Source organism: Gluconobacter sp. GP1 (genome assembly GCF_032913585.1).
Lineage (GTDB): Bacteria > Pseudomonadota > Alphaproteobacteria > Acetobacterales > Acetobacteraceae > Gluconobacter > Gluconobacter cerinus.
The window spans coordinates 1,032,842-1,045,674 of sequence record NZ_JASGXC010000001.1 but is presented as its reverse complement, the minus strand read 5'-3'; the positions used below and the strand labels follow the sequence as shown (position 1 = coordinate 1,045,674).

Annotated in this window: 11 protein-coding genes; 2 read left to right on the top strand and 9 right to left on the bottom strand. The window is 54.3% G+C overall.

Going from position 1 to position 12,833, the window contains the following annotated elements; translation table 11 throughout:
- Positions 1-26 precede the first annotated feature (26 nt).
- The 9 genes from R5H23_RS04565 to R5H23_RS04525 form a co-directional block, all read right to left on the bottom strand.
- Positions 27-1,691 carry a recombinase family protein gene (locus R5H23_RS04565; protein ID WP_317214577.1) on the bottom strand — a complete coding sequence of 555 codons (1,665 nt, stop codon included), beginning with the start codon at positions 1,689-1,691 and terminating at the stop codon, positions 27-29.
- Complete coding sequence (locus R5H23_RS04560; RefSeq protein WP_317214576.1) at positions 1,688-1,912, bottom strand: hypothetical protein; 225 nt, start codon at positions 1,910-1,912, stop codon at positions 1,688-1,690. Before R5H23_RS04560 ends, R5H23_RS04565 begins: the two co-directional genes overlap by 4 nt.
- Positions 1,909-2,370: a hypothetical protein gene (locus tag R5H23_RS04555; RefSeq protein ID WP_317214575.1), complete on the bottom strand. Its 462-nt coding sequence runs from the start codon at positions 2,368-2,370 to the stop codon at positions 1,909-1,911. Before R5H23_RS04555 ends, R5H23_RS04560 begins: the two co-directional genes overlap by 4 nt.
- 85 nt (positions 2,371-2,455) lie before the next feature.
- On the bottom strand, positions 2,456-3,841 hold the full coding sequence (locus R5H23_RS04550; RefSeq protein ID WP_317214574.1) for a hypothetical protein: 1,386 nt from the start codon (positions 3,839-3,841) through the stop codon (positions 2,456-2,458).
- A gap of 76 nt (positions 3,842-3,917) precedes the next feature.
- Positions 3,918-7,967: a MobF family relaxase gene (gene mobF, locus R5H23_RS04545; RefSeq protein WP_317214573.1), complete on the bottom strand. Its 4,050-nt coding sequence runs from the start codon at positions 7,965-7,967 to the stop codon at positions 3,918-3,920.
- Positions 7,967-8,260: a hypothetical protein gene (locus R5H23_RS04540; RefSeq protein ID WP_317214571.1), complete on the bottom strand. Its 294-nt coding sequence runs from the start codon at positions 8,258-8,260 to the stop codon at positions 7,967-7,969. The genes mobF and R5H23_RS04540 overlap by 1 nt, the downstream gene beginning before the upstream one ends.
- Before the next feature lie 31 nt (positions 8,261-8,291).
- The gene (locus R5H23_RS04535; protein WP_317214570.1) at positions 8,292-9,029 is read right to left on the bottom strand and encodes a hypothetical protein; all 738 of its coding nucleotides are present in this window, start codon (positions 9,027-9,029) and stop codon (positions 8,292-8,294) included.
- A gap of 38 nt (positions 9,030-9,067) precedes the next feature.
- Positions 9,068-9,856 (bottom strand): hypothetical protein, encoded by a 789-nt coding sequence (locus tag R5H23_RS04530; protein WP_317214568.1) that lies wholly within the window; start codon positions 9,854-9,856, stop codon positions 9,068-9,070.
- A gap of 321 nt (positions 9,857-10,177) precedes the next feature.
- Complete coding sequence (locus tag R5H23_RS04525; protein ID WP_317214567.1) at positions 10,178-10,654, bottom strand: hypothetical protein; 477 nt, start codon at positions 10,652-10,654, stop codon at positions 10,178-10,180.
- A gap of 758 nt (positions 10,655-11,412) precedes the next feature.
- Between R5H23_RS04525 and R5H23_RS04520 the strand changes: the two genes are divergently transcribed.
- A complete protein-coding gene (locus R5H23_RS04520; protein WP_317214566.1) occupies positions 11,413-12,057 on the top strand; it encodes a hypothetical protein in 645 nt (214 codons plus the stop codon).
- Positions 12,054-12,749 carry a hypothetical protein gene (locus R5H23_RS04515; protein WP_317214564.1) on the top strand — a complete coding sequence of 232 codons (696 nt, stop codon included), beginning with the start codon at positions 12,054-12,056 and terminating at the stop codon, positions 12,747-12,749. Before R5H23_RS04520 ends, R5H23_RS04515 begins: the two co-directional genes overlap by 4 nt.
- The last annotated feature ends 84 nt before the right edge of the window (positions 12,750-12,833 follow it).

The following is a 12,833-nucleotide window of genomic DNA, read 5'->3' as shown; positions in this document are numbered from 1 at the left end:
TGGAGCAGCCCGGTAGCTCGTCAGGCTCATAACCTGAAGGCCGTAGGTTCAAATCCTACCCCCGCAACCAATGTATCCTGCACTAAGAACTTCTCGAGAACGCTAGCGTCCGGATGACGCGTGGCGTTTTTCCTGTTCGTGGAAAATCTCAACATCGCAGCCAGATCACCCTCAAGAAAAATCCCGAGTTTCCCATTCTCTGGAATGAGTTTGATCCGCGTGATCAGGGACCGGATCGCTTCTACCGTCTGTGTTCTGCTGACTTCATTCTGAAGACTCTCGTGGAGCGTCGCGATTTTCTGGCGATACAACTCCGCCATGTTGGGATGCAGCAGAGGCGGCGGGGAAGGGGCGTTGGCCAGCCGTCCCTCAATCTCCGCTTTGCGAGCTTCGAGTTGCTCCATACGTGTCTTGAGAGCAGGGCTGGCAAAGCCGTCGAGGATAGCCTGCACGGCCTTGTCGAGTTCGCGCTTGATTTTGGGAAGGTCGGATTTCAGAGCAGCCAGATCGGCCCCTTTCTCCATGCGCAGACGGTTTATCTCGCGCGTGAACTCGTCGCAGAATTCTTTGAAGAGTGCGGGCTCCATCATCTGGGTTCGGAGACCGTGGAGTACGGATTTTTCCAGAACGTCCCGACGGATTGTCAGGCGGTTCTCGCAGGTGCCCTTGTTCCGGGCCGTTGAGCAGCCAAGATGGTTTTTAGAGATCATCGAAAACCCGCCTCCACAACAGCCGCATTTGATAAGGCCCGTCAGGAGATGGGTCGGACGTTGCAGGGCGTTCAGCGGATGTGCACCTGTACCGCGGGATTTCTGCGACCAGGTTGTTTTGCTCTGACGGGCTTTGACCGCATCCCAGAGATCCTGCTCGATAATGCGCAGATCAGGAACATCCTGAAGAACCCATTCGGATTCAGGGTTCAGGCGTGACACCCGTTTCCCGGTGCTCGGATCCTTGATGTAGCGCAGGCGGTTCCAGATCAGCCGGCCGATATAGAGTTCGTTGTTGAGGATTCCCGTGCCGCGTTCGCGGTTGCCATTGATCGTTGATGGACTCCAGGCTCCGGACAGGGGACCGCGATGGCCTTCGGCATTCAGAGACAGAGCAATGGATTTGGGGGATTTGCCGTCGGCATAGTCCCGAAAGATCCGTCGGACGATCTGGGCCTGATCATCATTAATGGCGCGCTCTCCGCAAATCGGTTCGCCATGACTGTCGCGCTGTTTGACAACATCGTAGCCGTAGCACAGGCCGCCACCGGATTTGCCGAGTTCGACGCGGCCGCGCAGACCGCGGCGGGTCTTGTTGGCCAGTTCCTTGAGATAGAGCGCATTCATCGTGCCGGTCAGGCCAATGTGCAGGTGATTGATCTCACCCTCTGAAAGCGTGACGATCTTTACCCCTGCAAAGCTCATGCGTTTGAACAGACCAGCGATATCTTCCTGATCGCGAGACAGGCGATCCATGGCCTCTGTCAGGAGGATCTGGAAGCGACCAGCATTGGCATCCGTAATGAGCTCCTGGATACCAGGCCGGATCAGGGATGCCCCGGAAATTGCCCGGTCGCTGTAACTGTCAACGATCGTCCAGCCCTGTGTGTCCGCATAACCGCGGCAGATCCGGAATTGATCTTCAATGGACGCATCCCGCTGGTTGTCCGAAGAATAACGCGCATAAAGGGCAACTTTCATGGCGGTCTGTCTCCTGGTGATGTGGCGCCTTTCTGGGCGCTCTGCTGGCGTAACTGATCTGCTTCAAACCACTCTCGTGCTGCACTGTGCGCAAGAAGGCGCACAACCGTTCGCAGGCGGTTCTCTACACTTGAGGGGCTGTTTCTGTCTGGCTTTAAAGGCTTCAAAGCGAGCGAATGGTCGGGAGAGGTGGGCCGTTCAGCCGGATGCTTCGGGCTCATGGTGAATCACCTGACGCGCTCCCGCAAGAGTCGTTTGTGCACAGCACAACGGTTTTTTGCTGAAGGGACACCAGCAGCAGGTCGACCACGACCAGTCTTGCAGTCCCGATTTTGATGGTGGTGATGTGACGTTGTTCAGCAAGGCAGTAGGCGGTGCTGCGGGAAAAGTGAAAATGTCTTTCAACGTGGCTCATATGAAGGAGCGCAGGTAAGTCATGATATTGCGTTAGCAGCGTGCCCAGATTGGGCACGTCGGTCTCATTGCGTGCGGCGGCACGGATTTTGCGCTTGATCATCTCTCGAACAGAGGCTGTGACAATACCGGCTTTTCCGAGACGCGCGATCCGGATGTCTCCCTGCCGTGCCAGCCGGATGGCTGTTGCGGCACTGAAGCCGAAATAAATCGGACACTCTTTGAGTGGAACGATCTGGGGAAAATCTCTGCTGTGACTCTGCATAATGCCTCCTCGCTTTCGGAGGGCACTCTGCGCAGATCTGAGACTTGCGATGGAATCCGCATTTTAGCGGATTCTGACAGACAGCCTATAGTGGCTTCTGATTCACATCTTTGTAGCTCCCTAGAGCATCAACAATCGCGCTTGGTAAAGGAGGAAGAATCATAGCTGGGTGTGACGTCTGAATCGGCTCTTCCGAAGACTCCTTTCTGGGCTCTGAATCAGGCGTTTCGGACTCGTCCTGGTCCGGGATTTCCCGTGCGTAAAGACCTTGTGCTTTGTAGTCTTTGCCGAGCAATGGTTCCTGAAGGAATAGATGACGTTTTGATCTGCCAATAATACGATGAGTTTTTTCGATCTCGGCTGGATAAAAGTCGCTCTCAAGTCTAACGATCTGCTGTGGCGGAAGCAGCGCCCTGGATCGCACGTGTGCAGATTTGCGCGTTAAATCCAGCTGAAAGCGCAATGCGTAAATGATCGTCGCTTTTGTTAAGAGCTCGTCGTCGGGGTCGTCCATAAAACTGAAGCCGGCGCGGTATCCTCTTAAAAGGTCTTTTGGTCCCGATTGGTAAGACGGCCATCGACTGTCCAGGAGGTTTTTTGAGATGTATGGATGACTGGAGATGACACTCATGGCGCCCAGAATATGTGCAACCGGAAGAAAGTATTCCTTGAGCGCCATAAATTGGGTACGGCCAGTGCTGTAAGCGACCCGCTTTTCAGATAGTGTGTCCGTAAAGCCGCCTTTCCATAAAAGGGGGGCACTCCCGTCCATCAGGTAATCGGCCGGATCGCGGCCTCGGGAGATTTCACCTGCGGCGTAACCAAAAACATGAGCAAGACGTTCCCAGGATAGGGGAATAGCATCGTGGTGCAGGCTTTGTCGCAGCGCAATCTGCATGGCCAGCCCAATAATGGCGCGTCCTTCTTCAATGACGCTCGCTCGCATGGCGGCATAGTCGTGGAACGCGTAAGCAGGATCAGAATGGCCGAGTTTTCTTTGAAGGCGAACCGTTCTGACCTGAGAAGCCCATAGGTCTCTTTCCTTCCGATATAAAAGAATGTCGTCCAGTTTCTCCTGTGTGACCTTGTTTGGGAGAAGACATGTGGGCCATTCCTGATCGATCTGCTGTTCGAGGTCTTTGGATGTTTTAAAGTCAAAGCCATCGATAAATTCGAGAAAACCACTACCTGAACTTCTGAGGCCAGACATTTGGTTTCTTTGAAACCAGGCCTCATTCATAAGGTGAAGATTGATGTAATCGTAAACGCGCTTATATCGTGCCTCAGGATTGAAATAAAATTTGTCAGCACTCACCTTCTGCTTTTTGAAGAGATCCAGACGTCGGCTCCGTTCTGTCGCAAGAAGGACGGCCTGTAATTTGAAATTAAGACGGGAAAAAGGAGTTTTTAAAGGTAAGGTAATTCTTTTATAGACAGGCCCAATGCTCGAAGGACCTTTTTGTCTGACCATAATCATATCCTCCTGATCTGGATATATGGGTCATATGACCCCCATTCTCGCAACGGAGGCAATTTTTTTGATGAGATCAGTCCCATTCAAAGTTGTTTCCTTGACGAAAACTACGCTTTGACTTCTGTCGGGAACCGGGCTCTCGCGTCATCTCTTTTGATGATCCTGAAGCCATGGACGTTGTGATGGATTTGGCGAGGAGCAATCGCCAACAGACACTGGTAGTTGTGTCAAGATTAAACGCCGCAAGGCCTGACACGAGGCTTTGTCGTGTCAGCAGCAGGCGACGACGCTTGTCGGCGGGACCCCGGTCATTTCGAATATCCATCTCGGTGAGATCACGGAGGAGGTTGTCAAGGACATCCTTTGAGCCCGGGGGCGTATGAAACGGCAGCAGGATCTCCAGAGTCTCTGCTGTCGTGACATGAGCACTGTTTCTTTGAGAGCCGGCCACCCGGAACAGCCAGTCGACGTGCTGCGTCGCAGCACGAACGCCACAGGGATCCTTTCTGCGGGCATCCTGTTGACGCTGCATCGTGCGGTTATGGAATGCCGCCGCGCGCGCCATGTCGATGTGACCATAACGAAGAAGCTCTTCTCTGGCCTCTCCCGTAAAATAATCCTCCGAACCCCAGCTGGGAATTTCTGCTGGAGTGAGAGGGCGCTCGATTCGGCGCCACAGCCGGATTTGATCTGCCGTTAATTTGCTGCGGACTTCTCTAGCCACTTTGTCGAGGCGCCGATGCTGAAGAAGGTTTCTGACATGGCGTCCCACTGTAGAGAAGACATGACGAATGGCTTGCGACATCAGCAAGGCCAGATCAGTCGTTGGGGCACCCAGTTTCGCTGTCGATGCTTTTGCCACGGGTGGGGATCTTTTCTCGGACGATTGAGAAAACCGTTCAAGAGCGCCTTGGGCGAGTTGGTTTTGTCGGTGCCGATTTCGTAATGATATGAGCGAGGACGGTTCTCCTGTTATGTCCTGACGGCGCTCCAGAGAGAGACGTGCTTTCTGAAAATCTTGGAGAGTCCGCCTTTGGGCGCCCCGGGCCTGTTCAAGCAGGGCAAGGGCAGAGAGGCGTTGATCGCGTCGCATCATGTTGCGGGCCATGTTCTCGAGCAGATCGGATGTGCGGATTGGACGGATGTCACCCAAAGGGCGGCGTTTATAGATCTCTCGTCGTTCGGCGCCTTCCGAGGTGACGAGCCAGGTGGTCTGACGATGACGGCTGCCTTGGACATAGGCGCGATGGGCATCCACGGCGCATGATCCCTGAGGCATGGCTTCAATGTGTTCCGTGCTTGTGACGCCCTGGGTGGCGTCAATCGACAAGACGTCGCCATAGCCTAGCCGAATGCGATCTTTGTCCGGATCTTTAAGCGTCGCCCAGGCGACAAAACCGTCATGACCTTGCGTATTGCGCAGCCATAAACCCTTTTTATCCGCACCGATCACCGTCAACACCGAGCCGTTGTTCCCGATGATGCCACGTTTTCCGTCATCGCGACGTGCGTTTGTGCGCGCGTAAAGTCTTACGCGATCTCCGGCAGCCAGCAGCATCGGGTAAGCTGTGCCATGTTGGTCTACGGCATCAATCCGAACTATGTCTGAGCCAAGTTCACCAATCCGACGGCGGCGCTCGCGAATGGCAACTGCAATGCTTCGGGCATCGGCGTTGGTCGGAGCACTGACTGTAAGGCTAAACCCGTCCTGCGCACGCCCGCTCTCATAGCGTGAGAGCCAGAGATCGGCGACTTTTTCTACAACCTCCTGACAACTGCCAGGTGCGAGGATCAGGGTATCGTCGTCGTATTTGCGCTGGAGCGCTTCGTGCGTTTGACCATCGCGGAACATCAGGGCGGTTGTGCGCTCTCGCGCGCTCTTCTGGCGCACGCTGGTCAGAAGTTCAGAAATAGTCTCCCGACCCAAAGCACGTTCGAGCAGATCCATGACGGGGCCTGCTTCGACCGCCCCACACTGAAGCGGGTCGCCGATCAGAACCAGGCGAAATCCAAAATGGGTTTGTGCACGCAGCAGGTGAAGTAATTGCTCTGTACTGAGCAGGCTCAACTCATCGAGGACAACAACCGACTCCCTATTCAAAACGACCTGTCCGGCCTCGATCTGTTTCAATAGGGGGAAGGTGGCCCTTAGATGGGAGGCTTCAATTCCGGCGTCGGAAAGCGCTTCGGCCTGCCGCCATGCGACCGCCGTGCCCCACACGGTCATGCCAGAATCCCGCCAGGCATGTACAAGAGGAGCAAGGAGCGTGGTTTTGCCGGAACCGGCGACGCCAATCAGCACAGACAGTCGCCCCCCTGTGCCAAGTGCCGTCATGGCCTGATGTTGAGACTGACCGTGCGGACCACTGAAATCCAGTCTGCTTTTCACGATCCCTGCGCTGATGGCTTTTGGGGAGAGTTGTCCACTCTGGTCCGAGGCAGCCTGACGGGCAAACGCAATCAGTTCGCTTTCTCGATCAACATGAAGTTGGGTTGTCAGACGCATCCGCGTGTCGTCCAACCCGTCAGGGCCCGGCACCCAGATGATCTGGGTTTCGGTACCGTGAAGGGGGATCTGTCTTTGAGAAAACAGGGACATCAGGGCATCAATATCGGAGGCAGAAGCGATACCGCTTTGGATCAGCGCGCGTGCAGCACAGATCCGGGCATCACTTTCTTGAAGAACCGCGCTTTTTTCAAAGCGTGCTGTAAGAAGCTTGCAAGCGATATCGAACGCAGCGTTGAGACGTTTCTGATCATCCTGCTGTGGCGTCTGCCGTCTTACGTGCACAAAGGGTGGTGCGTGCCAGTCCAGGGCTACAGCCTGATGTTTCCAGGAAACGAAATCCGACAGGTCATCCTGCCTTGCCTGTCGGGGATCTCCTTGCACACCCTGTTTGAGAAGGGAGATACGGCGGGATGGGCTGAGAGCATTCCAGTCGATCCCCTGTTTCTTGGCATAAACACGTGCTGCCGTCGTGCCGTCCATGGTGCGCTTGGAGAAAGCCTGGCGTATCTCGTCAGGAACTGCGGTCAGGCGTGCTGCCCCCGTGTCGCAATCGAGAGCAACTTCGACGCCCACTGCACGAAGATTACGAGCCAGAAAAGCCTGGTAAAGCGCGCCAAGCTCCTTGACACGACCTGACAGGCGCTTGAGGTCAAGACCGCCGACACGCCCGCTGTCGGTGACAACCACGTTGGGAACAATGACGTGTGTATGGAGTTGTGGGTCTCCATTGGTTTGGATCGTCAGACGACGAGTGAAATTTTCGCCTGAGAGCGTGTCGACGTCGGGAATATCAATGGTCGGACGGGCCGTGAAATGGTCAAATCTTATCCAGCCGAGCGCGCCATGCTCAAAACCTAATCGCCCGGCTTTACCTTTTCGGGCTCTTCCGATTTCAATCTCTACCTGTTTCATGACGTCGTCTACGGCATCACGATGCGCCTGAAGGATCATCGCGCGTTCTGCATCAGTTTTGGCAAAGGCCCAGGCAATCGATACGGATTTATCTGCGGACCAGGTCAGATCGATATAACCGATGCGGGATTTCGAAGCAGTGACAGCATTCAGAAAATGTCTTCTGTCCACGGGGGTACCGTTGAAATCCGTGCCTTGGGCTAACTGGCTGCACAAGGGGGCGTCGATGGGGTGTCCGTCAGGAACATTATAAAATCGGAATAATCTTTTTGAGGCGTGACGCTTCTCGGCAGTTCCTGGCGTGTTGTGGTCATTAAGACTGTTCGCGATATTTTCGAGGGTTTCTCGATCGGGTAGCGAGGTGTTGGGAAGAGACAGGAGATCTGCGAGACTTTGTGTGCCGCTTTGAATCTGCTTGCCGGCAATGGGTTGGCCGTCTGCTCGTAAGCCCGAGAGAAGACGGGCGATTGCGTCCCGTCCGACAGCCTGGCCCGGTGAAAGTCCAAGAGTGTCGAACAGACGAGGGTTCAAATTGTGACCGACTTCCGCGGCGCAAATTGCTTCAGTTTTGGATGAAACCGCGCCGCTATAGTACCGCGCCAGAGCCGCCTGTTGGGGCGGAACCGTTAACTCCAGGAGATGATCTGCCATAAAAGATGCTGCAGAAGGTGTGGTTGCTGCACCCGTCCGGTAGGTCAACATCAGGGGACCTCTTCTGTCAGACAATGCTGGAGTTCTGACGCGAAGACATCCCCCAGTTGTTGAGGCAGTTTCATGATCTGCTCGTTTAGTTTTTCCGTGTCATGACGCTGTTTCTCAAGTGTGCTGAGAACGTCGCGTATGACCTGAACGAGGTCATTCCCGTCAGTTCCGGGAACGCCCAGGGCGTCAAGCAGAGTTGTGAGTATTTTGCCATGTATGGCCTGGGTCTCCGACATGGCATGAAGGCTCAGGACAAGGCCGTCGAGTTTCGTCTCAAGAATGCTCTGCGTCATGATTACGTCCTGCTCCGGTTGATGCCCGGTATTATTGATCAGGGCTCTCCGGTGATTCCGCCGGAGGAAGGAATTGCAAGGACATGCTCTGCGGGCGTTTTAGGGGAACAGGAATTCGTAAAGGGAGCCAGCAGCCGGGTTGATCTGGCCTGTTGCTAAAACTGAACAGAAACCGGCCATAACAATCCCGCAGCCTCGAAGAGCCGTTGAGTTGATTGAGGCGAATGATTGGTGCCCACAGTGCCAGTTCCTCAGACCTGTCGAGAAACAGCTTCGCCGCTTCATTTGCTGTCGCCCGGAAGGCCGCCATTTGCTGGTCAGCCTTGAACTGGACGTCCTGCGATCCATTGTGAAAGCCGTGCACATTGCCGAGACCATATGCGATGCAGATAGCGATCAGTCCTGCTGAGACGATGCCCGCGATTGTTTTTGTTTCAACGAGTTTAATATTTCGGGAGAGCGCGGTCTCAGCCAGTTCGGCGATCTTATGACCAATATCAAGAACTATTTTCTTTTGAAGAAATTCACTTTTCTGCTTCATTCGCATGGTTTCTGCTTTGGCGTAATCTACCCTCTCCCGTAGAGCGCCTGTGATTTCTTTTTGCGTGGCTTCGAAAGTCTGATTCAGAATGAACGTCTGCTGCTGAATGGTTTTGAGTGACGCGTTGATGAGAGTGATGACGGGCATTAATGGGTCATCGTTGAGAATTCCCTGACGCCTTGCTAGTTCTACAAGATCGTTATCGTGCAGATTATCTTGTACGGTCATTGTCGAATTCCTTTTGACAAGGGGTCTTTTTTTAGGGGTCAGGGAAGCCAGTGATTGACCCCTGCAAAAGCGCTTTCCATGTCGCGTAACCAGAGCATGACGCGCTGCCGTGTAAATCGAGAGAGTGGTGTGTGTCCTGGATCAGACTTTTCAGAGAGGGCTTCGAAAAAGGCGATCCGTCGGCGATCAAGTTCATGTACGACAGGCAAAGCCGGCATGATGACAAGGCGGGCGCCACGATCGAGTGTTTTTTCGATGATCTTATGGTTACGCACTGTGCGTATGAAAGCCTCGTCGCGAGGCATTGCTTTAGGAATGCAATATTCGTTGAATATCAACAGTGTTCTTGTTGGCGCAAATAGTTCGTTTTCTTCTACGGTAGCGAGATAAGCCAGGTCATCGGGATCAGGGCCTATGAGGTGTGCTGCAACAAGATCAATGCCTTCTTGGTCCAGCATGTTGACGAGCTCCAGTTCGAGACTTGCTCTCTTGACGGTCAGGTCGCCACCTCCAAAATCGATTACGAGAGACTTCTGATCGGTTATATGCTTGTCGAGGATGTCCTCGAACCATTCCATGACACTGGAATCATCAGCGCTTTGGGGAGACAAAACGTTCTCGAAATATGACGAGAGGCTTGAATTCGTTCTGTCTGCATCTGCAATGCCGACATCTCTTCCTGACATGAAGGCGCGTTCGATCATCCACCGTGTGAGGAGCGTCTTGCCGCGATTACCTCTCCCAAGTGGGAAGACAATACGTGGTCTCCCGGGCATGGAGGGTGCAACGATTGTATGACCGGGTTCTTCAGTAACGCCTTTGACCATTTCAATATGACCTCCTGCTTCGATGCCCAAGGCAGCAGGTATGCTTTGCCGCCCGCGACAGAAATTGTTGAATGTGACAGAGGCAAGATTTGAAGAGTCTGTTAATCCTGCTTCCACCCTTTTGATTTGAATATCGAAGGTGAGAGAGCAACATTTATTTTAGAAGAAATATTATTAATAAATATCGTTTTCAAAACAAACCGTAGATATATGATTTGTTTTGAAAACACCTGGGTGTTTCAAAAGACAACAGGTTGTGTCGTATTTACAGAAACAGCGGTGCGATGTTGGGTTTGACGGAGTGATTTCAACTATTCGTGATCACGAGTCCGAGGGCGACCTTCTTTCTATACGAGCTGGCATTGGGAGGGAGCGTTGTCGGGATTGACTGATGGCGCGGTCAATTTCTGATGTTGTGTGAGAGGAGCCAGCGCGTGTTTCACCGTCCATCCTTTCCAGATGAGTTTGCGAGGCCCTGGCTTCATGAGGCACTGGGTCCTGCTTTCGCCTTAGGATGCGTACAACTTCGTTTCTCGGAACTAATATTTGCGTCCTTAATGAACGAGATTTGCACACGCGGTGCCAGGTACGTCGGACCGTCCCGACTGCCAGTTTGTTTCCCCAAGCATTTTTCAAATCGAGCTTTTGGAACACGATCATCAGCGTTGGCCAGCCCGGCTTTTTTTGAATTGCTGCTTCAAGCTCTTCGAAATGCTCATCCATAAAAAGCTCAAGCGTTTTTTTCTTGCGGCTTTTTTGTGCTTTCCGGACCAGTTCTTCGATATTCAGATCCGTCATTTTTCTGCTCCGGACTGGCATGGTTCTGGAAACATGCTGCGTGAGTCGACACGATTTTTTTGCGCTGAATTCTAACATAAAAACACTGGGTGATCCGCAAGCCCTTTGCGATCGTGATGGTAGTGTTCGTCGAAATTATTGCTTCGGCGAAAGGCGCGTAATGCACTGCGACAGCACTAAAACACGACCCGTGTTGCTCTTTCGTCTTGGTGACTGTGCTCTTTGAGATCGAAACTCCATGTGGCTCGGGAACTGAAAACCAAGCGGCTTCCGTGCAAATAAAGAGCGAAGATGACGCAAACCGGGTGCAAATGCGGCCACAATAATTCCCTACAGACCAAGGCACCCTTGGTGCAGAAGCGGCTGTCAGAAACGGATGTTGAGCAGCGCTGAAGGGTGCAAGGAAAGACGCGCGACAATGACCCAAAGGTCAGGAACAGCATACAAGCGCTTTTGCGTATCCCTTTGGGGAATGGACGAACAAACAAACGAGCTGAATGTGCGGCGGCGCGTGGATTTTTACGGTTGAGTAGCAGGATGGTAGAGCTGGTGGTGATCGGGCTTTGTTCGAGCGGGCAAGGGCAGTCGCATCTGGGAACCCTCCTGGTGAGCAGTGAGCAGTGAGCATGAGATGAGGTCCATTGACCTCTCTCCCCATCAAGCGGCTTGTAGCCGGATGTCTCAGCATGGCGCCCTTAATCAGGGTTTGAGCCGTGTCTGCGTCAGGGGGAGTTTCTCACGCCCAGGATTACTCTCGTATGGCCACGTTAAGTGTTCATTCCTACTCGCCCAGAAAGCGGTCGGTCTCATCGTCCTATCATGCCACCGAAACCGACCTGCAGTTGTACCGACGTCTGACACTGGATCTCGGCGTCCCCCCGAACTCCGAAATGCTGCGCTATGTCGGACCGCAAGCCGACCACCTCGTGTTCATCGGCGAGAGCGGGACATCGGAGTGGGCGCGCTTCCTCCGCCAGGTCTCCAAACGTTGGCCCGACCTCCCGGTCGGTGGTCCTGTCGCAGAAGACGGCACGGTGCTGGACTCTCTGCCCGAGCGTCTGGCGTATGAACAATTGCTGCCTTACATGGTGCGGGGCCTTCAACTCGATCTGCACCAGCCGATCAGCCCGGAAGACGGAGACTATCGCGCCGATCTGACAATCCGCTTCAAGCGCTCTGCGGCCTATCTCGAAGTGGTTGGCGCGTGTGGCTCCGACCGCATTGTGCGAAACCCTCTGGAAGAAGAATGGCTCGACCGGCTGGATCGCCGCCTGGACTTCTATGCGGAGCTCGGCATTGAGCCGATGTGCCTCTATCTGGACCATCTGATGGATCTGGACGGACTGCAGCAGGAGTACCGCAGGGTGATCGCGTCTCTTCGCCGCAGGGAGGCACGGTCATGAGCGGGGTGTCCCTCCCTGCGGCTTTTCGTCGCCGTGCAGAACGGCCGGCATCTCTGCCGCGATGGCCCATGGGCCGGATCCGTATCGTCGATATTGTCCCCTGTGAAGCAGGCCCCTTGGTGGCCGGGCGTGAAGTGATCGTCGCGTCACGGGATGGCTTTTTTGAAAGCGTTGATGAGACTTCTGCGCTGAGCTGGTGGTGTGCACAGATCCGGCTCGCCCGGTGCAGACTTGAGCAGACCCTGGATGATCAGGGGAGGCCAGCGCTGGTTGTCAGCGACGAAGCCTTCCACTCCGTCATGCCACGGGATGTCCCACCGCCCCTGATCATGGCGGCCTATCATGCGGCCTTTGTGAAGCGTCTTCTGGGAGGGGTGTGCGACAGCCCACCACACTGGCTCTGTCTCTACCGAAACGCGCGTCTGCTGTGTCCGGAGCGGGAGAGTTATGGGCTGGCCAATCTCGCCAGCGATATCCTGCCTCGGGAGATGGACACGTTTTTCTCGACGCATGAGTTCGCCCGGCTCTGGGCTGTGCAGACCCTGGCCACGGATCTCCTGCATCGGTGCCGTCCCAACATGATGGCCGCCTTGTCAGCAGCCATTGTCCCACCGCCCGAACGCTTGGGCTGTCTGAGGGATGTGGTGGAATACGACGATATGGACGGACTGTTCTTCCACGACTTTGACTAAGCCAACGGGCGTTTTCGGCCTGCGCATCATTTGTGTGCAGGCCTTTGCGTTCTCCGTGTCTCAAATGTCCCTGAAAGTCCGGTC

Excerpts from the sequence above, each read along its gene's own strand:
- R5H23_RS04525 (WP_317214567.1), bottom strand. The coding sequence starts at position 10,654 with ATGACGGATCTGAATATCGAAGAACTGGTCCGGAAAGCACAAAAAAGC.
- R5H23_RS04540 (WP_317214571.1), bottom strand. The coding sequence starts at position 8,260 with ATGACGCAGAGCATTCTTGAGACGAAACTCGACGGCCTTGTCCTGAGC.
- R5H23_RS04530 (WP_317214568.1), bottom strand. The coding sequence starts at position 9,856 with ATGGTCAAAGGCGTTACTGAAGAACCCGGTCATACAATCGTTGCACCC.
- R5H23_RS04515 (WP_317214564.1), top strand. The coding sequence starts at position 12,054 with ATGAGCGGGGTGTCCCTCCCTGCGGCTTTTCGTCGCCGTGCAGAACGG.
- mobF (WP_317214573.1), bottom strand. The coding sequence starts at position 7,967 with ATGTTGACCTACCGGACGGGTGCAGCAACCACACCTTCTGCAGCATCT.
- R5H23_RS04555 (WP_317214575.1), bottom strand. The coding sequence starts at position 2,370 with ATGCAGAGTCACAGCAGAGATTTTCCCCAGATCGTTCCACTCAAAGAG.
- R5H23_RS04520 (WP_317214566.1), top strand. The coding sequence starts at position 11,413 with ATGGCCACGTTAAGTGTTCATTCCTACTCGCCCAGAAAGCGGTCGGTC.
- R5H23_RS04565 (WP_317214577.1), bottom strand. The coding sequence starts at position 1,691 with ATGAAAGTTGCCCTTTATGCGCGTTATTCTTCGGACAACCAGCGGGAT.
- R5H23_RS04550 (WP_317214574.1), bottom strand. The coding sequence starts at position 3,841 with ATGGTCAGACAAAAAGGTCCTTCGAGCATTGGGCCTGTCTATAAAAGA.
- R5H23_RS04535 (WP_317214570.1), bottom strand. The coding sequence starts at position 9,029 with ATGACCGTACAAGATAATCTGCACGATAACGATCTTGTAGAACTAGCA.
- R5H23_RS04560 (WP_317214576.1), bottom strand. The coding sequence starts at position 1,912 with ATGAGCCCGAAGCATCCGGCTGAACGGCCCACCTCTCCCGACCATTCG.